Annotated in this window: 18 protein-coding genes; 11 read left to right on the plus strand and 7 right to left on the minus strand. The window is 47.6% G+C overall.

Annotated features, from left to right (window positions below; genetic code table 11):
* Positions 1-4 precede the first annotated feature (4 nt).
* The gene (locus tag EIZ48_RS24055) at positions 5-1,891 is read left to right on the plus strand and encodes a methyl-accepting chemotaxis protein (protein WP_160657403.1); all 1,887 of its coding nucleotides are present in this window, start codon (positions 5-7) and stop codon (positions 1,889-1,891) included.
* 24 nt (positions 1,892-1,915) lie between these two features.
* Here the strand turns inward: EIZ48_RS24055 and EIZ48_RS24060 are convergent, their stop codons facing one another.
* Positions 1,916-3,139: an MFS transporter gene (locus EIZ48_RS24060; RefSeq protein WP_160657405.1), complete on the minus strand. Its 1,224-nt coding sequence runs from the start codon at positions 3,137-3,139 to the stop codon at positions 1,916-1,918.
* A gap of 103 nt (positions 3,140-3,242) precedes the next feature.
* On the opposite strand from EIZ48_RS24060, the gene EIZ48_RS24065 reads away from it, so the two are divergent.
* The 6 genes from EIZ48_RS24065 to EIZ48_RS24090 all read left to right on the plus strand — a co-directional run bounded on the left by EIZ48_RS24065 (position 3,243) and on the right by EIZ48_RS24090 (position 10,074).
* Positions 3,243-4,115, plus strand: coding sequence for a LysR family transcriptional regulator (locus tag EIZ48_RS24065; protein WP_160657407.1), 873 nt, complete (start codon positions 3,243-3,245; stop codon positions 4,113-4,115).
* 332 nt (positions 4,116-4,447) lie between these two features.
* A complete protein-coding gene (gene dcuC, locus EIZ48_RS24070; protein WP_075763334.1) occupies positions 4,448-5,803 on the plus strand; it encodes an anaerobic C4-dicarboxylate transporter DcuC in 1,356 nt (451 codons plus the stop codon).
* 458 nt (positions 5,804-6,261) lie between these two features.
* Complete coding sequence (locus EIZ48_RS24075; RefSeq protein ID WP_160657409.1) at positions 6,262-7,806, plus strand: methyl-accepting chemotaxis protein; 1,545 nt, start codon at positions 6,262-6,264, stop codon at positions 7,804-7,806.
* A 147-nt stretch (positions 7,807-7,953) separates the two neighbouring features.
* Entirely contained in the window at positions 7,954-8,664 is a 711-nt protein-coding gene (locus EIZ48_RS24080; RefSeq protein ID WP_160657411.1) for a winged helix-turn-helix domain-containing protein, read from the plus strand.
* Complete coding sequence (locus tag EIZ48_RS24085; RefSeq protein WP_160657413.1) at positions 8,643-9,071, plus strand: hypothetical protein; 429 nt, start codon at positions 8,643-8,645, stop codon at positions 9,069-9,071. Before EIZ48_RS24080 ends, EIZ48_RS24085 begins: the two co-directional genes overlap by 22 nt.
* A 295-nt stretch (positions 9,072-9,366) precedes the next feature.
* Positions 9,367-10,074, plus strand: coding sequence for an SDR family NAD(P)-dependent oxidoreductase (locus EIZ48_RS24090; RefSeq protein WP_160657415.1), 708 nt, complete (start codon positions 9,367-9,369; stop codon positions 10,072-10,074).
* A gap of 123 nt (positions 10,075-10,197) precedes the next feature.
* Here EIZ48_RS24090 and EIZ48_RS24095 read toward each other — a convergent pair whose 3' ends face one another.
* On the minus strand, positions 10,198-10,608 hold the full coding sequence (locus EIZ48_RS24095) for a GNAT family N-acetyltransferase (RefSeq protein ID WP_160657416.1): 411 nt from the start codon (positions 10,606-10,608) through the stop codon (positions 10,198-10,200).
* Positions 10,609-11,093: 485 nt separating this feature from the next.
* Between EIZ48_RS24095 and EIZ48_RS24100 the strand changes: the two genes are divergently transcribed.
* Positions 11,094-13,463 carry a YgiQ family radical SAM protein gene (locus EIZ48_RS24100; protein WP_160657418.1) on the plus strand — a complete coding sequence of 790 codons (2,370 nt, stop codon included), beginning with the start codon at positions 11,094-11,096 and terminating at the stop codon, positions 13,461-13,463.
* A 190-nt stretch (positions 13,464-13,653) separates the two neighbouring features.
* Here the strand turns inward: EIZ48_RS24100 and EIZ48_RS29135 are convergent, their stop codons facing one another.
* Positions 13,654-13,809, minus strand: coding sequence for a hypothetical protein (locus EIZ48_RS29135; protein ID WP_175577511.1), 156 nt, complete (start codon positions 13,807-13,809; stop codon positions 13,654-13,656).
* 100 nt (positions 13,810-13,909) lie between these two features.
* A complete protein-coding gene (locus tag EIZ48_RS24105) occupies positions 13,910-14,656 on the minus strand; it encodes a YggN family protein (RefSeq protein ID WP_160657419.1) in 747 nt (248 codons plus the stop codon).
* A gap of 186 nt (positions 14,657-14,842) precedes the next feature.
* Between EIZ48_RS24105 and EIZ48_RS24110 the strand changes: the two genes are divergently transcribed.
* Positions 14,843-15,325 carry an NYN domain-containing protein gene (locus tag EIZ48_RS24110; RefSeq protein ID WP_160657421.1) on the plus strand — a complete coding sequence of 161 codons (483 nt, stop codon included), beginning with the start codon at positions 14,843-14,845 and terminating at the stop codon, positions 15,323-15,325.
* An 80-nt stretch (positions 15,326-15,405) separates the two neighbouring features.
* Here the strand turns inward: EIZ48_RS24110 and EIZ48_RS24115 are convergent, their stop codons facing one another.
* Complete coding sequence (locus EIZ48_RS24115) at positions 15,406-16,101, minus strand: cation efflux transmembrane domain-containing protein (protein WP_160657423.1); 696 nt, start codon at positions 16,099-16,101, stop codon at positions 15,406-15,408.
* A gap of 162 nt (positions 16,102-16,263) precedes the next feature.
* On the opposite strand from EIZ48_RS24115, the gene EIZ48_RS24120 reads away from it, so the two are divergent.
* Both EIZ48_RS24120 and aqpZ read left to right on the plus strand, forming a co-directional pair.
* Positions 16,264-17,148 (plus strand): LysR substrate-binding domain-containing protein, encoded by an 885-nt coding sequence (locus tag EIZ48_RS24120; protein ID WP_160657425.1) that lies wholly within the window; start codon positions 16,264-16,266, stop codon positions 17,146-17,148.
* A gap of 185 nt (positions 17,149-17,333) precedes the next feature.
* A complete protein-coding gene (aqpZ, locus tag EIZ48_RS24125; protein ID WP_160657427.1) occupies positions 17,334-18,023 on the plus strand; it encodes an aquaporin Z in 690 nt (229 codons plus the stop codon).
* A 98-nt stretch (positions 18,024-18,121) separates the two neighbouring features.
* Here the strand turns inward: aqpZ and ydiJ are convergent, their stop codons facing one another.
* The gene (ydiJ, locus tag EIZ48_RS24130; protein ID WP_160657429.1) at positions 18,122-21,190 is read right to left on the minus strand and encodes a D-2-hydroxyglutarate dehydrogenase YdiJ; all 3,069 of its coding nucleotides are present in this window, start codon (positions 21,188-21,190) and stop codon (positions 18,122-18,124) included.
* 144 nt (positions 21,191-21,334) lie between these two features.
* A complete protein-coding gene (locus tag EIZ48_RS24135; RefSeq protein WP_160657431.1) occupies positions 21,335-22,822 on the minus strand; it encodes a phosphatase PAP2 family protein in 1,488 nt (495 codons plus the stop codon).
* Between the last annotated feature and the right edge of the window lie 40 nt (positions 22,823-22,862).

A 22,862-nucleotide genomic window follows, 5' to 3' on the forward strand; every position in this document is an offset into this window, starting at 1 on the left:
AACCATGCGCATACTGTCTGTTCAGACAATCAAGGCCAAGCTATACCTGATCAGTTTTATTCTTGTCGCTTCAATGCTCGCCTTCGGCTTTTTTGAAATGGTATCTTTCAAAAAGATTGATAACTTACAGTTTGCTGCTCAGGAAACCGCGCACAGTAAAGCTGATTTACTGAAACTACGCCGCCATGAAAAAGACTTTCTGGCCCGACTGGATGCCAAATATATAGAAGAGTTTAATACCGACCAGATTGCCCTCTCTGATCGGATAGGCCGAATAAAAACCATTCTAAGCCAATACAGCTCTCAGCATGGGAACAGCTTTGACTATGTGCTGGAAGTGCTCGACCAGTATTCAACCCAATTTAATGAAATCACCGATCAGAGTGTCCTGATAGGCCTGACAATGGAAGATGGCCTGCGAGGCAATATCAACAATGCAGCTAACGATACTGAGGAAAAGATACTGGCCACCGGCGACGAGCAGCTCCACCGCATGCTGCTGACGCTCAGGCGCAACGAGAAAGACTTTATCATCACCAAAAATGCCGACCACCTCGGTTACTTCAACAACAACATCGACACCCTGCAGCAAGCCGTCAGGGATAAGCCCCTCAGTCGTTCAGAGCAAAGAGGGCTAAGACGCAGTTTGATCATGTACCAGATGATGTTCGAAGAGCTGGTCGATGGCTATACCACAATTGGCCTTAGCCATACCGAAGGGTTTTATGGCGAGCTTCGTAAACAAGTGCATATTGTCGAGAACGAAATCGATCGGTTAGAGCTGGCAATTATCGACGATATCAATCATCAGCAATATCAGGAAAAACTCACGCTAGCTATCAGCGGTGTGGCTATCACCCTGTTCATGACCATTGTCCTGCTGACATTCAGCCGCAAGATCACCCAGCGTCTGGCAACCGTTAACCATATGATGAAAGACATTGCCGAAGGCAACGGTGACTTAACGGTCAGAATGAATGATAACGGCAAGGATGAACTGGCAGAGCTCAGCCACTCTTTCGACAGATTTACCTCCAAGCTGCAAACCATCGTCACCAGCATCGCCGACATATCACAGCAGCTCTCTCATGCCGCCTCAGAGTCGACATCAGCTTCAAATAACAGCCTGGAAAATGCTGAACAGCAGCAGGGGGAATCTTCCAACGTCGCCACGGCAATCAACCAGTTGCTGGCCACCAGCAATGAAATCGCCAGTAATATCAATGATGCCGCCGACTCCGCTGAAAAAGTGAAACTTGAAGCACAAAACAGCCTGCAAACAAGCGAGCAAGCCGGAGAGTCTATTCAGGCGCTGGCCTCAGATATTGCCGAATCTCAAACGCTGATTGAGCGCCTTGAGACTGAAAGCAGCAACATTAACAAAGTGATTGCCGTGATCCGGGATATTACTGAGCAAACCAACCTGCTGGCTCTCAATGCAGCCATCGAAGCCGCACGAGCTGGTGAACATGGCCGCGGCTTTGCCGTCGTCGCCGACGAAGTCCGACAACTGGCTCAGCGCACACATAGTTCTACCCAGGAGATAGAACATACCATCGAAAAATTGCACTCTGGCGTTGAAGAGAGTGTCGCGATTATGCAAAAGAGCCAGTCACAGACTGAATTGACCGTTAACCAAACCAACCAGGCAACAGATTCCGTCAACCGTATCGTAACTGCGATTACCGATATCTCGGACAAAAACTTGCAGATAGCCTCAGCCTCGGAGCAACAGGCCATGGTGTCTGCCGAAATCGACAAGAATATTACCCGAATATCAGAACTGGCGATGAGTACGGCATCAGCCGTCAGCCAATCTTCTCAAGCCAGTCAGGACGTTTCTAAGATGGCCGGGCAGCTCGGAGAAGTCGTCGGTCAGTTTAAGTATTAAATACTAATCATATCCTTTCGTTCTTCAGGCCGCTGGCTGGATGTCATTCGCTGCGGCCTCTTCTTTTACTGCGACTTTTTCTTTGCTCATCAGTCGAAGGCACAATAGATAAATCACCCCGTACAGCACCGTTCCACCTAGCAACACCCCCTGCCACGCTCCATATTGCCAACAAGCTATCAGGTAAAAGCCCCCGAGACTTCCTCCGGCATAATAGTGGACAAGGTACAATGCTGTGGCTGTTGCCTTGGCCGTTGTCGCTTTCTGACTCACCCAGGCATAAGCCAGCGAGTGGGTAAAAAAAGCGCCGGAGCTTATCAGCATCAGGCCTGCCATCATCGCAGGAATGGTTTCTATCGCGGCCACCCACATCCCCACTACACTCACCGTTGTTCCTATAATCATCCCGGTGGTCGGGTTATAGGACTGGCTCCACCTACCACTGAACTTGGCACTCAGGGTACCGGTGAGATAACACAGAAAAATCATAGAAGCCCAGCTCACCGGCACCGAGTACGGTTCGGCGACCAGACGAAAGCCCATCACCGTATATAGGTTCACAAAGAGAGCAAAGTTCACTCCGCCTATCAGCATCGCATACCACAGAACCGGTTTTCTCAAATGCTGAATCACACTCTGGGTATGCAGTCTCAGCTGGCCTTTTCTGGCGACAAAGTGTTGCTGTGGCGGCAGTAGTTTCCACACAAGCAAGGCAATAACAAGACTGAATAACGCCATACTGATCACCGCCGATTGCCAACCCCAGTGATCAGATATAAACCCGCCCGCCAGACGACCGACAATCCCTCCCAATGAGTTGGCACTGATATAACCGCCGACGGCAACCATCAATGCCCGAGGCGTAAACTCTTCGGCCATATAGGCAACAGCCACTGCCGCAAACCCTGCGAGAGCCGCTCCCATACCGGCCCGGGCAAGACTCAGCATCAGTAAATTCTCGGCCCCCAGCATCAACAAACCAACAACAGGCAACAGGAACAAGCTGATAAGCATCACACGACGACGGCCTATCACTTCAGAACCTACCGCCCAAGGCACAAGCATCACGGCCAGAGACAATGTTCCTGCTGCCAGCAACCAATTGACTTCTGTTGCCGTGGCCGAAAACTCGTTGGCCATCAACGGTAGCATTGGCTGAAACAGATAAAGATTACAAAAAACCAAAAAGGAGCCCAGGGCAAGAGCAAAGCTGGCACGTTTATAAGCAGGGGTTTTTAAATCAATCATTATCGAGGGCCATACCGTTGAAATCTAATAAAACGGTAGCAATTCATTCCCAATAATGAAAATATATTAAAAATATAGGGATGATAGTTTTTGTTTATAGCCAATGGATATTCGTCAGCTCACCTACTTCGTCAAACTGGCCGAAACGGGTAATTTCACCCGGGCAGCCGAGCAGCTGCATATCGCCCAACCGGCGCTCAGCATTGCCATCAAAAAGCTCGAAAGCCAACTTGAGCTGCCACTTTTCCACCGCAATGATCGCAAGGTCATGCTCACCCATGAAGGCAACATTCTGCTTGAACACGCCCGACTCATTCTCAGGCAAATGGAAGATGCCAACATCGCGATGGCGGAGTTAAGGGGACTGGAAAAAGGGGAAGTTCGGCTTGGGTTGCCAAGTATGCTCGGATCGTATTTTTTTCCCGATATTCTGATGGGCTTCAAAAGCCAGTACCCCAATTTGAAACTGACCATTGTCGAAGCCGGCACCCAGTCCATTCGGAAAATGCTATTAAATGGCGAACTGGATCTCGGTATCATCCACAACGCAGATGTCCCCGACAGCCTTGTCACCGAGCACCTTATCAACTCGCAAATGGTTGCGGTGGTTGGCGAGGGAAACCCGTTGGCCAAGCAAAAGACAGTCAGCTTTAGTGACTTCTTCAAAAACGAACTGGTGATGTTTAAGCAGGGTTACTTTCACCGAGAGTTCATTGATGATGTCTGCCGTCAATATCAATTGATACCCCAGATTGCCTTCGAAACAAACCTGCTGCCAATGATTTTGAAAATAGTCCGTAATGACTTCGCCATTACAGCACTGCTGGAGATGGTAACCCAGCATGAACAAGGATTGTCGGCCATCCCCTTTCAGCAGCCTGTATACCTTGATATAGCCATCGCCTGGCGAAAGAACGGGTACTTATCTGTTGCTGATCGTGCCTTTATGGAGTTTGTTAAGCAACACTGCCAATAGCAAGCATCACTAAGCAATTTTACTATCAACTTGTCCATACTCTATAAGCAACAGTTCTTATAATGGCGCCATATTGCTATTTTATTAGAATTTCCTTCAAAACTATCAGTTAACCTTTTTGTTACAGCTTTTTTCACATTAGTTTTCAAGCCAGTAGCACAATAAAAATACGCCGCCTAAAATACTGCTTTAGATCATAAATACCGCCATTATATGTCGAGTAAATGCCACCAATTAGGTAAATTAGCCATAAATAATGTGTAAGAAAGTATTTTTATATACACACATTTTCTTTTAATTGGTTTTATTTTGTAGTTTAAGAGGACACTTCCATGTTGGAGCTTATAATTGGTCTTCTGGTTGCTGCGGGTGTAGGTCGATACATCTTCAAAGGATATACAGCAACTGGAGTGCTATTAACTGGCGGTATTATTTTACTTGCCATCACAGCGGCGTTAGGTAAGAACGTGCTGCCTACTGGCGTCACGTCAACAGGCAACGCTGTCACTGATGTATTTGAGTATATTAAATACCTGCTAATGTACCGCGCCGGCGGACTTGGCATGATGATCATGATGCTATGTGGCTTTGCAGCCTACATGACCAAGATCGGTGCCAACGACATGGTCGTGAAAATGGCGTCCAAACCACTACAGTTTATCAAGTCTCCTTACATTCTGATGGTCGCCACCTACTTCGTTGCCTGCCTGATGTCTCTTGCTGTTTCATCTGCAACCGGTCTGGGTGTATTGCTAATGGCAACCTTGTTCCCGCTGATGGTTAATATGGGTATCAGTCGCGGCGCTGCAGCTGCAATCTGTGCGTCACCGGCAGCTATCATTCTGTCTCCAACTTCGGGTGATGTTGTCGTTGCTGCTGAAGCAGCAGGTATGGAGCTGATTGATTTTGCCTTCAAGACAACACTGCCAATTTCTATTGTCGCTATTATCGCCATGGCGGCTGCTCACTTCTTCTGGCAGCGCTACCTGGATGACAAAGAAGGTGTGGTTCACGAAAAACTGGACGTTAGCGAACTGACGGTTGATGCGCCAAAATTCTTCTGCATTTTGCCTTTCACGCCGATCATCGGTGTATTGCTGTTCAGCGGTAAGCTGTTCCCGGAACTACACATCGTCACTATTCTGGTGATCTGTATGTTCCTTGCTGCGGTGATCGAACTGATCCGCCACCGTAACTCAAAAATGGTATTTGAAGGCCTGGATGCTGCGTATAAAGGGATGGCAGATGCCTTCTCTGGCGTGGTTATGCTGTTGATTGCAGCGGGTGTTTTCGCGCAAGGTTTAAAATCTGTCGGTTTCATCGACAACCTGCTTCACCTTGCTGAAATCGCGGGTGCCGGCGGTATCTTCCTGATGATCCTATTGGTTGGTATCACAGCAATTGCAGCTGTCACTACCGGTTCAGGTAACGCGCCGTTCTACGCATTCGTTGAGCTTATTCCTAGCCTTGCGGCCAAAATGGGCATCAACCCGGCATACCTGGTTATCCCTATGCTTCAGGCATCTAACCTTGGCCGTACCATTTCTCCGGTATCTGGTGTTGTTGTTGCCTGTTCGGGCATGGCGAAGTTGTCTCCGTTCGAAGTGGTTAAACGTACTTCTGTTCCGGTCTTTGTTGGTATTATCGTGGTAATCATTGCGACCCAAGTTATGGTGCCAGCAGCCTAAGCCGAACCATCAAGTAGTCAATAGCCCGCAGGATATGCGGGCTTTTTATTATAATCAGACACCCAAATAGATATTAACCTTATTCACATAGTTAAATCCGCAGATCATCCCCGCCAGCTCCGCTATTTGGCTTATTCATTTCATAAAATCATACCCACTAAAACATTATCCTGTATTTATTAAAAACTCAGTGATCGAGTCTGACACTCATTGCATAGATAACTAATAATAAGAAGAATCGAACAATATTAAGCCCAATCCCCTAAAAAGTAAGAAAGCGCCAGAAATTCAATTATGTATAAAAGTGATATCCCATCTACATTTGATTTTAAGCGGAGTAATACCGCATTTTTTGTAATGACATTTTTGTCATAACAAAAGCCGTTTAATGACTTGTGGAGTCAGTAATACAGCTTCAGCTATCGAGCTATGACTTTTGATGTAGAGAGAGAATATCTATGCGAAAGAATACCCATGTCACAGACAATGAAATAGTTTTGGCTCCCAATGCCCAGCTGGTTACGACCACCGATTTGAAAGGTGTCATCACCTATGCAAACAATGAATTCATAGACATTTGTGGCTACTCAGCTGACGAGCTTGTTGGACAACACCACAATATTATCCGACACCCCGACATGCCGCCCCAAGCCTTCGCTGATTTATGGCAGCATCTCAAGGCTGAGCAATCATGGCGTGGAATTGTCAAAAATTGCTGCAAAGACGGTAGCTACTACTGGGTAGACGCTTATGTCACTCCACTGTATCAGAACAACCAAGTCTGCGGTTACCAGTCGGTCAGGCGCAAACCCAACAGTGAAATGATTTCCAAGGCTGAGCAAATTTACCAGCAACTCAACCAACAGAAAAACCCATATTCATTTCAGCTGTCCACCGTACAAAAAATGCTCCTGTGCTTTCAGGTTCTTGTGCTGACTATTGCTGGCGCACACTTCTTTTTGCCGAACTATGCCGAATACAGTGCACTGGTTCCCCTCGTCGTCACTTTCTTACTGTTTCGCAACGAACTACTTAAGACTCCCTCATATTTACAGCAGTTGACTGACCAATACGACAGCCTAACCCGAATTATCTATAGCGGAGATACAAAAGAATCTATTGCCAAGTTTCACCTCCAGTTAGGTGATGCCCGGCTGAAAACCGTACTGGGACGTGTCGATGATGCCTCAGGCACGCTGGCAAACGTTGCTGATACCCTGCAACAGGCCTCCACATCAGCCAAGGCATCTATCACCGAGCAAGACAAGGAAACACAGATGATTGCCACGGCCATCACCGAGCTATCAACGGTATCTAACGAAATTGCTCAAAATACCCAGCTTACGGCAGACAAAGTTGCCACCGCCCAACAGCAATGTATCAAAACCACCGAAGCGCTCAATTCAACCCAGCAGGCTATCAATGAATTAGAGCAGGAGACAGAAAACACCGCCGAGACGGCCAAGTCTCTGGTCAAAGTCTCCGATCAGATAGAAACCATGATGGTCGAAATACAGGGCATCGCTGAGCAGACGAACCTGCTGGCACTGAATGCCGCGATCGAAGCCGCCCGAGCGGGAGAGCAAGGGCGCGGGTTTGCTGTCGTCGCCGACGAAGTACGTGCCCTATCGCAACGAACACACGGTGCCACCGAAAAAATACAGCATGGCATCAGCGATATTAACTCAACTTTGAACCAGTGGCAGTCACGCACAACCATCAGTATTGAGAAGACCAAAGAATGTGTCGACAACACAGATACAACAGCCCAAAGTATTAGAGAGGTTGTAGCTATGGTTGATGAAATGGCAGAAATATCGACTCAGATTGCCACTGCAGCCGAAGAGCAAGGAGTGGTCTCAGCTGAAATCAGTAGCAATGTTAACCAAATCTCATATTCTTCGACAAAAAACCTGGAACAAGTAGAAAAAATGGAAAAATCGTCCATCTTGATGCGTGAAAAGGTTACCATACTCAAAGGACTTGGAAAGTCCTTCGGCTAATCAAACACTTAGATTATTATGCCGGGCGGATTTTGAGCTTTGTTCGATTATATTTGCATTTTGTTGCTTAACAATTTGAACTGTATCATAATTTGCTCGTCTATAACTTCAATCATGATGCATTACTTACAGTACTGAAAAACCAATATGGCAAACCCGCTCGACGATAATATCACTTATATTAGTCTTCAAAACCTGAAGGTTTCGCTCACTGATATGTCGGTCACGAATAGTAATGATGGTGCCCAAACTCAACTGCGCATCAAAGAGGCCGAATTACTCAAATATCTCTGTCAACGATACCCGAACGTAGCGCTTCGTACTGACATCGCAGAAAACGTCTGGGCAAATACCTATGCATCAGAGTTTACAATTAACCAAACGGTCAACAGCTTACGCTCGAAGCTATTCAACCAAGGCAAGGCCCTGATCATTACCGTCCCCAAACGTGGCTACAAACTAGGGGTACAGCCTGAATTTCATACTAGCCTTCCTCCCTTTCCAGAAACTAACGATGCGGGACCAAAGATAACAACAACAGCCAAACCTGAAACCGTTGTCCCAACCCCATCGCCGAAGAAGAAAAAACAATCGGACATCAGGCTTAGTAAACCTATGTTTGGCTTAATCACCATTCTCGCCAGTTTACTGGTTGTGTTCGGTGTCAGCTTTACTCAACAAGAAGACATTGAGGCAGTGCGAATAAATAATACATTTATACTGTTTACTCCAAATGAGAATGAACTCAAACTGATAAATGAAACATTGCAATCAACCCACTATGACTATATCGATAAGGTCAGTGCCACAATTTACGGGTGTGGAGAGGACAAACAATGCATAAATATCACCCCTTAATAAAACTACTGACTAGTATCATCGTTCTTAGTCTGGCGCTCTTGTTTCTCAAAGGAAAATTCACACCAGTTTTCTATAAGATCAACGGTTTTTGGCAAGCCGAGTCAGTAAAAGGTGAAGCTTTTTACATGGAGTTTAATGGCAACACTTTGAATGTCTACGGCCAGGACGAGCGCGCCAAGAAATTCAATGTTCGCTATGATGCCCAGTATCAAAAAGACAGCAATGGCCGGATAGTCTTAATTCAAGTATTTGCTGACTCGGATAGCAAATCACTGAAAGACAAGATTGATAAAAGCACCAAGGTTTTCAGTTCGATGCGATTTAAAAAAATTGGCGAAAATGTTGTCACCAGTTTCTACAATGGTGAAAACCTTGTCGTCTACAAATTGAAGCCTATCGAGTAACCATATTGCATCGGTAATGATTCTGATCTCTCGGCTTCTTTCACCGATGCATCAACCCAATTAGCAGGATTATCAGTTTGTATAAAGAAAATTGGATGAACATGTAATTTTATGGAGCAATCTGTGAAAGAAAGCCAACGCTTATATTAAAAACAAACCAGTTGATTCGAAACGACGAATGGCACCGAACTCCATACAAAAACCGCCGAGTGTTAAGCGCTAACTTGATTGCTTTGTTTGCTGTATCTGCCCCATGCCCTATGCTTAGTGAATTAAAACCTATAGGTATAACTCGTTGAAGATACTAATTATCGGTGGTTCAGGCGGCATAGGTACTGCACTTGTTAGCCTGTTTGTAACGTCTAAGCCTGAAGCCATTATTTATGCCACATACCGAACCCATAGACCACTAATTGAAAATAACCGAGTTCGCTGGTATCAACTAGACGCAACTTCTGAGCAAGATGTTCGCGCACTAGCAAACAGTATTACTAGTCTAGACATATTGATTAATGCTGCGGGATCCCTGCACTTACCAAGCCGTAAACCTGAAAAGTCTGTTAATGAGTTTAATCCTGACTTTTTTAATCACAATATTCAATCGAATGTTGTACCAACCATGTACCTTGCAAAATACTTTGCCAAACACCTGAAATCAAAACAAGGTACTTATTTCATAGCGATTTCCGCACGAATTGGAAGTATTGAAGACAACAAAATTGGTGGATGGATTAGTTATCGCTGTTCTAAAGCTGCACTGAACATGGCCATCAAAACCATTAGTATTGAGTGGAAACATAAACTACCCAACTGCTGTGTATTCGCATTTCATCCTGGAACAACCGATACCAATTTATCTAAGCCGTTTCAGAGAAACGTCCCTTCGAACAAGCTATTTACATCCGATTATGTAGCGTATTGCTTGCTTGAGCTATTAGATGCAGCAGAACCAACAGATTCAGGTAAATTCTTCAGTTATGATGGAACAGAAATACCTTGGTAGTGTGGAACACGCTCTAACACCGGAGATAAAGTGCGCAAACACAACTCCAACAAAGCACACCGAACTTCAAACCAAAACCACGAAACGTTACGCATCCGCTTGAGCAATTTGTTAGCCGCGTACTCACAGCAACTTAGTAAAAAAGTGTCGTGCATGATCGACTGGGTAATTTTCTAAGGTCATGTGACATACATAACCATGTTTCTCGTAGAACGGTTTAGCCTGAAAGCTAAATGTATCCACCATGGATGAGTGGCAACCTTTTGACTTAGCGTGATTCTCAAGCTGAAGTAATAGATTACTTCCAACATCCTTACCTCGAATCGACTCCTCAACCCAAAGGAAATTTATCAAAAGCCAATTGCCAAATACCTCAGCGGTAATTCCGCCTACTTTTTTTTCATTGACCTTGGCGTAAAACGCAACTTTTTCACGATCTAGTCCATTAAGAAAAGGCTGATTGTGCTCTACTAATCCATTACGTATTTCGTTAATGCTCTCATCTGAGGGAGCTACATCTAACTCAAATTCCATTTTATCCTCTAAGCGGCTAACAGTATATTCTACAAAATCAGTTCACATATACCTTTCGAACTTCAGAGGTACACGAAGAAGATTATCGAATCGAATTCGCCTATCTCACCACCCGCGACCGATTGCCATATTCATTCCCCTACCGAATAGCTCAGTATGAAACCATATGAAATGTAAGGTGTAAATAGGGTCCCCGTCATCCGTGCCTAGTAAACCTGTCAACTTTTTTGATTAGCCTTCAGCCGCTAACCAATCATGTCCTGGGCATATTACTTCATCAGAGGTTGCCATGACCCGTGCTAAGATGGTTCAGATTTGACAACAATTTATCTGGTAAACAAACCACGATATTCATCAGATTCAGGCTAAGATTAACCCACATCTTTTTTATGTCCTCTTGGTGAGCTAAACCCAGAGAATATCAGGGCTAGCCAGTTATTTACCAAGCGGCTATAATTCCCGCCTTCTAAGATTGAGGCCAATGTATGCACACTGATGTAACACCAATAAATAGCTATCCCAAATACTGGGCGGAATGCTACGGCACTGCGCCGTTCCTGCCGACGACCCGTGCGGAAATGGACACACTTGGCTGGGATAGCTGCGACATTATTATCGTTACCGGTGATGCCTACGTTGACCACCCAAGCTTCGGTATGGCGGTAATTGGCCGCTTGCTAGAATCGCAAGGCTTCCGGGTAGGCATCATTGCTCAGCCTGAGTGGAACAACAAAGACGCCTTCATGTCGCTGGGCAAACCGAATCTGTTTTTCGGCATTACGGCCGGTAACATGGATTCGATGATCAACCGCTATACGGCTGATCGCAAGCTGCGTCATGATGATGCGTATACACCGAACAACGAAGGCGGCAAACGTCCTGATCGCGCCGTGTTGGTCTATTCTCAGCGCTGCCGTGAAGCATACAAAGATGCACCTATTGTACTTGGTGGTATCGAAGCCAGTCTGCGTCGACTATCTCACTATGATTACTGGTCAGACAAAGTACGTCGCTCTGTTCTGTTTGATGCCAAAGGCGACATTCTTCTTTTCGGTAATGCCGAACGTGCCTTGGTTGAAGTGGCACACCGTCTGGCGGATGGCGAAGACATTGCGACACTGACCAATATCGCCGGTACGGCAGTGATCATGAAAGAGCTGCCGGAAGGCTATAAGGAAATTGATTCCAGCCGCATTGAAAAACCGGGTAAGGCCATGGCTATGCCCAACCCTTATGCGACTGAAGAAAACTGCGAAACCAACAAAGCCGAGAAAAAGGCAGAAGTGGAAGCCAAGCCAGTTCACATTCAACCGTCTCGCCATGACTCCAACAGCACGGCTATTCGTCTGCCGTCTTTTGAAAAGCTGCGCAACGATCGTATTCTCTATGCGCACGCCAGCCGAGTTATGCACCTGGAAACTAACCCGTATTCATCACGTGCTCTGATCCAAAAACACGCTGATCGCGAACTATGGGTGAACAAGCCGCCTATTCCGCTAACCACGGAAGAGATGGACTTTGTATTTGGCCTGCCTTATGCCCGCGTGCCTCACCCTTCCTATGGCAAGGCTAAAATTCCAGCCTATGACATGATCAAGGCCAGTGTGAATATCATGCGCGGTTGCTTTGGCGGCTGTTCTTTCTGTTCTATCACCGAACACGAAGGACGCATCATCCAAAACCGCTCACAAGAATCGATCATCAGCGAGTTGGAAGACATCCGCGATAAAGTACCAGGCTTTACCGGCACTATTTCGGATCTGGGCGGACCAACTGCCAATATGTACCGCCTGGGTTGTTCGGATCCTCGCGCCGAGGCCAACTGTCGCCGTCCTTCTTGTATCTTCCCGGAGATCTGCAAGAAGCTGGATACCGACCACAAGCACACTATCGATCTTTACCGCAAGGCACGTAATGTTGACGGTATCAAGAAGATCATGATTGCTTCAGGCGTTCGCTATGACCTGGCTATCGAATCACCGGAGTATATCCGCGAGTTGGTGACCCACCACGTTGGTGGCTACCTGAAGATAGCGCCTGAGCATACCGAGAAAGGCACACTGGATCTGATGATGAAGCCGGGCATGGGCACCTATGACCGCTTCAAGGAACTGTTTGAGAAATACAGCAAAGAAGCAGGCAAAAAGCAGTACCTTATCCCGTACTTCATTTCGGCTCACCCGGGTTCGACCGACGAAGACATGCTGAATCTGGCTCTGTGGCTTAAGAAGAATGATTTCCAGTGTGATCAGGTTCAGAACTTCTACCCGTCTCCGATGTGTAACGCAACGGCGATGTACCACTCGGAAACTAACCCGCTCAAGCGTGTTAAATATAAAAAACGCGAAGATTTATTTGTCGCCAAGGGCGATCGCCAGCGTCGTCTGCACAAAGCACTGTTGCGCTACCATGATCCGTTGAACTGGCCACTGATCCGCGAGGCGCTTGTCTCGATGGGCAAAAAGTACCTGATTGGCGATCGGCCAAACTGCCTGGTACCAGAAGAAGGCAGCGAGGCAGAGATGACACCGGCACAACGTCGAGGCTCTGGCCGTCACGGTGCAAAACGCTTTGCAACCAAGCACCCAAATCAGCCTGATATCCGCAAGGATGGCAAACGTAAACCGGGTAGTCGCTCTAGCGGCAATAACAAAGGTAACCAGAGCCAGCAAGGTAATCGAGGTAAATCAAACGGCAAACCTGCCGGGCAGTCAGCTGGAAGCCGTAATGGTAACAGTAATGGGAACAACTCGGGCCGCCCTAACCGCAACGGCAAGCCGATTTCAGGTCAGCGTCAGGGCCAAGGTCAGAGCCAAAACGGCAAGCCGAACCGTAGCCGAGCCAAGGCGCGCTAACAGTCACGACGGCTCTCACGACCTCTCATACAGTAAAGCCCGCTAACATAGCGGGCTTTATTTTTGCTATTTGTTAATAAGCTAATAGCCTAACTGTTTGTTGATATAAAAGTCATGATGCTTGGTTTCAAATGGCTTCTATCACAGCGTAATAAGAACCAGGTGTCTTGCTTACCGTCAATAACTCTGCTTATCGAAATAACTCAATCGCCATAAAAAAAGCAACGGCGCAGCCTATAACGACACCGAGCCCTATCAACATTTTCTTTTGGGCATTTTCATCTAAATATTTGGTTGCCAGAAATGCCAGTAACAGCAGGACAAAGATAACGGCGATTTTCAACATACACTCACCTTCGAAACCAGACTAACCACATATACCCACACTCTACCACAGTTAAAGTGCGGGTTTTGCTAGTTAAATCAATAGACTTATATCAATCTCACTAGATTTCGAACATCTGATAATCTTTCAACGCCGGCACCACGCGATGCAGCTCTTTCTCTTCCTCGGCCAGCCCTTTGATTGAATCGCAAAGATCATTGGCTTTGCTTGCAACCTCACCCGAGCGAGAACGCACTTTCTCTTCAATACTTGCCTTTAGTTCGGCAAATTGTTGTTGCAGCTCAGAGAAATTCAGCTCGCCGTTTTTCATTTCCTGCGACAATGCAGAAAACAGTCCGGACAACGACTCCATGCTGACATGCTTCATGGCCTGTTCAAATTCCTGCTTCCAGTCAGCATCGACGGTAGTAAAAATATCGGCAGGCATAACGAATTCGCCATCCTGATAGAATTTCTGGTGTGCCTTTTGGCTGTAGTCATCAATCAAGGACTCAACCTTGGCAAAAGATTCTTTCGAGTCGAAGCGCGCAGAGACTTCATTCAAAATATCGGAAGCAATACCCACACCATCATCGGCAATATCGGCCATCTTGGGCAAATACTCTTTCACCCCGTGACTGTAAGCATCAACCGCTTTTTGCTGGAGAGCATCCAGCTCCAGACGCTCGCCGTTAATGAATACCTGATTATTCTCGTCAATCATCATCTTAGGCTGACCGCCTTGATACACCGACACCTGCTCGCCGGCAATGTGAATATCGTTCTGTACATCCACAGGGCAGCTCTTGGCAAAAGATACGGCAGGAGCAAGCAAAAGGCACATCGCCAGGGTTTTCTTCATCATCATATTCAACAGTTTTCTTCAGCTGACACATAACTGGCTTTACTGTCACATTTTTCTCCCTCGTCTACAAGTGCCAGAGACTGTAAGAGAAATAAGCCCTAACAATATAACCGTATCAGCTCATCATGCTTGAGTTTTTACTCATATAGAGGCACTCTGTGAACTATCATTCATCTGGTCAGAATTATTGTGGAAAAAGTTGCTATTTTCGTCGATGTGCAAAACATCTACTACACAGTCAAAGATACTTATGGTTGTAACTTTGACTACAACGCATTTTGGGCAGAAGCCACACAGGGCCGGGAGGTCGTTGCCGCTTACGCCTATGCCATTCACCGGGGTGACGAAAAACAGCGTCAGTTTCAAAATATTCTGAGAGGCATTGGCTTTGAAGTAAAACTCAAGCCATTTATCCAGCGTAGCGACGGGTCGGCTAAAGGTGACTGGGATGTGGGGATCACCCTCGATGTCATTGAGCACGCAGCGGATGTTGATCGTATCATTTTGCTATCCGGTGACGGCGACTTTGACCTGCTCGTCGACAAGGTACAATCCAAATATAATGTGGATGTCGAGATCTACGGCGTACCGGCACTAACGGCAAGCTCACTGATCAATACGGCGAATTTTTTCCGAGAAATTGAAGATACCCTACTTCTCGGACGAAAATAAACTTGAGCGCATGTAACAGAAAACGGGAAGCCATTGGGGCTTCCCGTTTAAGCATTAGTTGCTTATTTTTCTGTGGCTGCTCATTTCATCAGTGCACCTACAGCCTTCTGTTCGCAAGCAATCCTTTTTTGGGCGCTTAGCCTCCGAAGATCACTCACCGCACCGTAAACCATTTTCAACGGTACAATCACAAAATAGATTGAGGCTAGGACAACCATCACCGGATCAGCATACACGGCATATTGGGAATAATCGGTGTATTCCATAAAGGTGGCAATAACAAATCCAATCATTACAGCGCCGCTAATCACTGTATCCATTGCCCACTGTTTGACTTCTGCTTCCACCAGCGCAGAATTGGCCTGCTTGCCTTTTCTTGCCATTACCCAGATCGTTGCCAGACAGCCAACAATGTTTATCACTCCGAAGAGCAGAGCCAACCCTGTATCGACTTCACGCCCGCCATTAAAAATAGCAATAACAGCTGTGCCAAAAGAAATACAGCACATCACGGTAATTACAACGCCCTTAAAGGCAATCACCAGCGATTCAACTTTTGCTTTATCCCTGGATGCGCCATCAGGCTGGCGAATAGACATAGCTGCAACCAGCGACACCAGTGTCAAAGCCAGACTAATAAACGAATAGGCGCCGTCAAAAACGATGACCAATGAGCCCATCCACAAACCAAGACCGATCCCCATCATGGCAAACAAAAACGAGGAGAAAGTCGAAAACTGAAGCAGCCGACGTTCAAGCTGCACATTACAAGTCATAAGTACCTCTATCAACCGACGCTTTTTTCGTCGGGCATTCTTAATATAACTATCTTATCGTGATAGTTTCGCTTGTTATAATCACCAAGCGACGAAATAATTGACGCTGGAGATGCTATCAATAGACCAGCAGCTCATTCCGTACCCAAGCGAGGCTCAATCGTGAAAATCAGCCAAATCGAAATATTCCTGCAAATATGCCAGTGCGGCTCCATTGCCGAGGCTGCGCGAAAACTCAACAAAAGCCGGACAACAGTCAGTGCCGCGCTAAGCGCATTCGAAGATGACCTGGGCGTTCAGCTCCTGGAACGATCGGGAAACAAGGTTCAACCAACTGACATTGGCGAAGCCATTAATAACGATTGTGAACGGCTTCTGATGATTGCCGGTGATATTCAGAATAAATGCAGCCAACACCTTGGCGGTGTTGAATCGACTTTGCGCATAGCCAGAGACGATACTTTGCCTGAATTGCTTTGGCGTCAACTGGTGCAGCAAATGAGCGAACGCTTTCCGAACACGAGTATATCGATTTATGTTGCGCCACCACCTGAGCTAGAACAAATGGTGCAGCAAAATATTGTTGATGTTGCTTACAGCCTGCTACCCGGCGACCACAGAGTCTCCCGTGTGAATCACCATGAACTTGGACAGGTTCGCATGATGTCAGTGGCCTGCAAAGCGCACCCCTTGAGTCGACTACGTAAAGTCAGCAGCTCTGATCTGGAAAGATATACCGAGATCGCGCTTGCCTATGTTGATGACGAAAGCCTGAAAGCGGCGACACCACGCTCCAGCAATTTCATCGCCCTTCCCTTTTATGAACATCTCCGTGACGCCGTTCTGGACGGCGCAGGCTGGTCTTACGTACCAGCCCTGTTAATCAATGATCATTTACGAGAAGGAACGATTACCGTACTCAAACATAGTAAGGCAATGAACTGGCAACCTTATGGCGAAATTGTTGATAGCAAAACACAGCGTGGTGCCGTCATATCCTGGCTATCCGATCAGCTTGAAACCTATTTGCTGGAGGCCAATCGCTAGGGCGCAGAAAGCTTGAGTATACCTACCGTTATTTTCCTTGAACTGAACACGCGGACCTTACTCTGGGTCCTGCATCTTGAAGGGGTTTGGGTATATTGGCTCACTTTTCCATTTTTGAGCCGATAATCAGCCAGTTCCGTTTCTATACTCTGTCCAATACATCCCATCCTAAGAGGATTATAACGATGATCAAAAAGCTGGTGGCTGAGTTTATTGGAACATTCTGGTTGGTATTGGGCGGCTGTGGCAGCGCAGTATTAGCCGCCGCTTTCCCGGATGTGGGTATCGGCCTACTGGGTGTGTCGTTTGCCTTTGGTTTAACTGTTGTCACCATGGCCTATGCCATTGGCCATATTTCAGGTTGCCATCTTAACCCGGCAGTCACCGTCGGCCTGTGGTCAGGAGGACGTTTTCCCGCCAGTGAAGTTGGCCCGTATATTGTCTTCCAGGTGCTCGGCGCTATCTTTGCCGCATTTGTACTTTATATCATTGCCAGTGGTCAAGCCGGTTTCGATCTTGCTGGCGGGCTTGCCTCAAACGGATATGGTGACCACTCACCCGGCGGTTATACCATGCTGTCAGGTTTTATCACCGAGTTCGTCATGACCTTTATGTTTCTCATTGTGATCCTCGGTGTTACCCACAAACTGGCCACACCTTCAATGGCCGGACTGGCTATCGGGTTGGCGCTGGTACTGATCCATTTAATCAGCATTCCGGTCACCAACACATCCGTTAACCCTGCCCGAAGTACTGGGCCTGCCATTATGGTCGGTGATTGGGCCATCGCACAACTATGGCTCTTCTGGGTTGCCCCGATTCTGGGCGCCATCGCCGCCGGGGTAGTCTATCGCTGGCTGTGCCCTGACGATTAACAGCGATGGCATAAGGTCAGTGACAGAAATAAAAAGCACCAAAAAGAAAGCGAGAACCCTGGTTCTCGCTTTCTGATTTTCACACCGGTAATCGAAGCTTATCGGAGGTTATTTACAACCTGAAGCAGCACCTGAACCGGATGCTTCATCTTGATATGTTCGAATCGCTTAACCTGACTTCGGCAAGAATATCCCGTCGCCATACACCTGTCGGTATTCAACTGTTCAAGATTTGGCTGCCAGCTCAGATTGTACACACCACGGGACATTTCAAGTTTGTCTTTTTCATGGCCGAACGTACCAGCCATGCCACAACAGCCGACAGACACAGGCATTAGGTTGGCACCGAAGCGGGCAAAGATCTCAGCCCATTCCTTCTCGGCATTCGGCATTTTGGTCTTCTCGGTACAATGGGCAAACAAATACCATCTGTCGTCTTCACGAAGAGGATGAGAGGGCAGCTCTGGCAATAGCGGCAATAACCACTCATGAGCCGTCTGAACATGGAACTCACCCCGTTTGTCACCGAGAATTTCTTCATACTCGTCCCGGTAGCAAAGCACCAGCGCCGGATCGACGCCCACCAGCGGAATGCCCAGGCTCGACAGCTGATTGAGAAAATCAGCGGTATTACGTGCCGTCTTGGCAAACTGACGCAAGAAGCCTTTAATATGCTGCGCCTTGCCATTGGGTTTAAACGGCACCAGCATCGGCTTCTTGCCGAGTTTTTCAATCAGGTAGACAAAATCTCGTACCACATCGGCATCGTAGAAGCTGGTAAACGGATCCTGAACAATCAGCACATAATTCTGACGCTCTTGTTCCGACAATGCCTGTAGCCACTGCAGGTCAAAACGCGTGGCATGATGACCATCCAGCCCTTCCTTCAAGGTCGGCACCGATAACGCCGGCATATCCACATAGCCGATCGTTTTCTCGGTAAGCTTTTTCGACCACGACGGACGCATCACGGCATTAAAGGTCACTGGTGCTTTTGCCATCAAGGGCAGATAGCTTTCTACATAGGCCACCAGGTAATCCTTCACCGGGCGCTGATAGCGACTGTAATAGATATTCATAAAGCGAGCGCGGAAACTCGGCACATCAACCTTGATTGGACACTGGCTCGCACACGCCTTACAAGCCAGACAGCCATTCATGGCTTCCATTACCTCGTGGGAGAAGTCATAGTCGCTCTTGCCCGAGCCGAAGGTATTTCTAAACCGGTCGATAATCTGCTTCACTGTCGGTGACTGACTCATCAGCTCCGCTTCCAGCTTCATCGGATCAATGCCCTTCTCAGACAACTGACGTAACCATTCGCGTACCAAGCCTGCGCGGCCTTTAGGCGAATGACGGCGATCGGCGGTGATCTTCATCGATGGGCACATCGGCGAGCTTGTATCATAGTTAAAGCACAAGCCATTGCCGTTACATTCCATTGCCTGCTTGAAGCTATCACGCACCTTCATCGGGATCTGTCGGTCATAGAAGCCACGCTTCACTCCGTCGACTTTCACCAACTCAGCATTGCTATCAAGCGGGGTACAAATCTTGCCGGGGTTCATTCGGTTATCCGGGTCAAACGCCGCCTTGATTCGTCTCAGCTCGGTAAACAGCTCATCGCCGAAAAATGCCGGTCCGTATTCCGAGCGGAACCCCTTACCATGCTCGCCCCACATCAGGCCGCCATATTTTGCCACCAGCGCAACAACCTGATCGGACACTTCCTTCATCAGGCGCTCTTGTTCCGGATCGCACATATCCAGTGCCGGGCGCACATGAAGCACCCCGGCATCCACGTGACCGAACATGCCGTAATCCAGCTGCTTCTCGTCAAGCAACTGACGGAACTCGGCAATAAAATCAGCAAGGTTTTCCGGCGGCACGCAAGTATCTTCAGCAAAGGCAACTGGCTTCTTACTGCCCTTTGCCGCGCCTAAGAGGCCAACCGCTTTCTTGCGCATGCCATAAATCTTCTGGATGCTGGCAAGATCATCACACACCTGATAGCCAATCACCCCACTTTGTTCTTCCGCGATCAAAGAATCGAGCTGTACGCACAAAGCTGCGACCTGGCGTTGATTTTCTTCCGGATCATTGCTGGCAAACTCAACCATGTTGATGCCCAGCAGCTCTTTGCCGGGAACGTCTGTCAGCAAATCGCTAACGGTGTGCCACACGATATCCTGCTTGGCCAGATTCAGTACCCGCGAATCAACCGTCTCAACCGACAAAGCCTGTGCTTCGACCATCATCGGGGCATTTCGCAAGGCCGAATCAAAGCTGTCGTATTTAATGTTCACTAAGGTCCGGGATTTCGGGATTGGCGTGATATTGAGCTTCGCCTCGGCAATAAAGGCCAGCGAGCCTTCAGCGCCACACAACAGGCGGGTAATATCAAATTCCGTCAGCGCGTCATCAAAGACATTCTGTAAGTCGTAACCGGTCAGAAAGCGGTTTAACGGCGGAAATTTATCAACAATTTGCTGTCGCTTGTCACGGCACACCTGAGAAGATACCAGCATTGCTTTACTGGCAAGCTCATCCCCTTCAGACGCCGCGAGCACCTGCTCCTGAGTCAGCGGTTCGGTTTCCAGAACAGAGCCATCCACCAGAACGGCTTTCAGCGACAAAACGTGATCAGAGGTCTTACCGTATTTCAGCGATCCCTGACCAGATGCGTCGGTATTAATCATTCCACCGATAGTAGCGCGGTTACTGGTTGATAAATCCGGCGAAAAGAAATAGCCGTAAGGACGCAGGGCGTCGTTAAGCTGGTCTTTTACCACCCCGGTTTGTACTCGTACCCAGCCCTGATCCGGATTGACCTCAATGATCTGGTTCATATGGCGAGAGAGATCAACAACGATCCCCGGCGTTAGTGACTGACCGTTGGTTCCAGTACCGCCCCCACGGGCAGAAAAGGTGACTTGCTTAAAATTCGGGTTCTGGCCTACCCGGCCAATCAAGATAAGATCGTCTGTGGTACGGGGTAAAACGACGGCTTGTGGCAGCTGCTGATACACACTGTTATCAGTGGCCACAGCCAGTCGGCTGGCATAATTTTGTTCGATATCACCGGCAAAACCGGCTTTTTCCAACTCGCTCAGATATGACAGCACGACATCGTCGATACTATTCTGATGTGTTAATACAGGTAACATTGCTCTCCTTGTCCAGTATGGCTGCCGTATCCTACGGCTACTGGCCTCTCTTATAAATCGTTTGCATTCACTTTACCTCACTCCGAATATGAAACAAAGTGTGACGGAGCGCAACAACATAAAACGCTGCTCAAGGGCAGAATTTTATTTCAATCTTTTTACCAAAGCCGACGAACCAGCAATAAGCCAAATAGCGGCAAGCGTCCAGCCAGCTCCCCGAATAGCCAGAACAATCAAGCTCACCGAGGAAAGCGACGCCAGAAACTCAATACCGACTCCTATCACTCCCACCCCGGTAAGCATGATTAGCATTAGCTTGAAGCGCCCCAGAAGTGAGAGCGGAAACGGCTTATCCGGCAACGCTTCGACACTAAGCACGATACCCAGCAATAGCGCAAAAATATAAGTATGAAGAGGTGCCAGACTAAGTCCGGCCACAATCCCAACAGCAAGGGCTGTCGATAGCCAAAACCATCGATTCACAATTGCCTGCTGAAGTGAGTAGCTAGAAGCGGAATGCCAGACAATCAGAGCAGAGACGAAAATCACCCCGAGCAGGATACTGGCAAGGGTATCGCTGACAAAATGCACCCCGTACCAGACTCTGGCAACAGCCTGCCCAACGATAAATATCAGGAAAAGTGGTAACGACAACCATTTTACCACCGTACCGACACGCTTGCTCAGCGCATACCAACACATGCCCCACAACATGGTAGCCATCAAGGTATGGCCGCTAGGAAAACCAAATCCGTAGGCATTTATTTGCTGCAGTTCGGGCATGATGTCCGATGGACGGGGCGACGCCAATCCCAGCTTAATCACACCGCTGGTAAACGTTGCCAGTAGCAGCACAACGGCTAATTGAAGCAAGCCAGTCGGACCATACAAGCCAATGGCAACGATGACCAACAATGCAAGAAACCAAGGTTCACCCGGCAAGTTCACAACAGCAATGATGTGTGAAAAGACTCTTTGACCGGCATCAGGCCAAGACCTGACCCACAACTGAAGCTGCTCAACCCAGTCAAGTTCTAGCCGATGCAGTGAATTGACCTTGCGACTAAGGTCGGAATACATTTCAATTTCGCTCGGCGGGGTTTTCTCCATCCACTCAGTCAACAAGCTCGCACTTATTTTAAAGCGATGTTTCTCCGGTTCAACCAAATAAGGATCGACGAGATAGACGCGTTTGACTTCAGTGGCATAATGCTTGGCAAACCAAGAGGCAACCATGGAGTAGCCAGTATTGTCTTGAAATGATGATACCAAAATGGGTGACTCTGCAACGCAGCCAAAAATAGCGGCTCGACGACGGTATTCCAGTAAGTCTCCCACCTTCACCCGAATACCGGTTTCTTCCAGTGCTTCTCGCGCTGCTGCCTGCCTCGGGGTATCTCCCTTATCGATGTATCCGCCGGGCAGCGACATCTTTTTGGTGATCACTTCAGTTAACATGACCATTTTATTTTCATGCCGGATAACACAAACGGCGCCGACAATATCAGCGGGCATAGCACCGAGAACATCTGACTCACTTGCTACAGAAGTCGTTGCCGCTGTCGGCAACGCGACACAAACTAGAAAAAGACCAAAACAGAGGCGATTTACGATTCTTAGCAGAGCAAACACAGCAGACCTTACAACACGGAAATATTGATCACATCATACC

Source organism: Photobacterium alginatilyticum (assembly GCF_009910675.1).
In the GTDB taxonomy this organism is placed as follows: Bacteria; Pseudomonadota; Gammaproteobacteria; order Enterobacterales; family Vibrionaceae; genus Photobacterium; species Photobacterium alginatilyticum.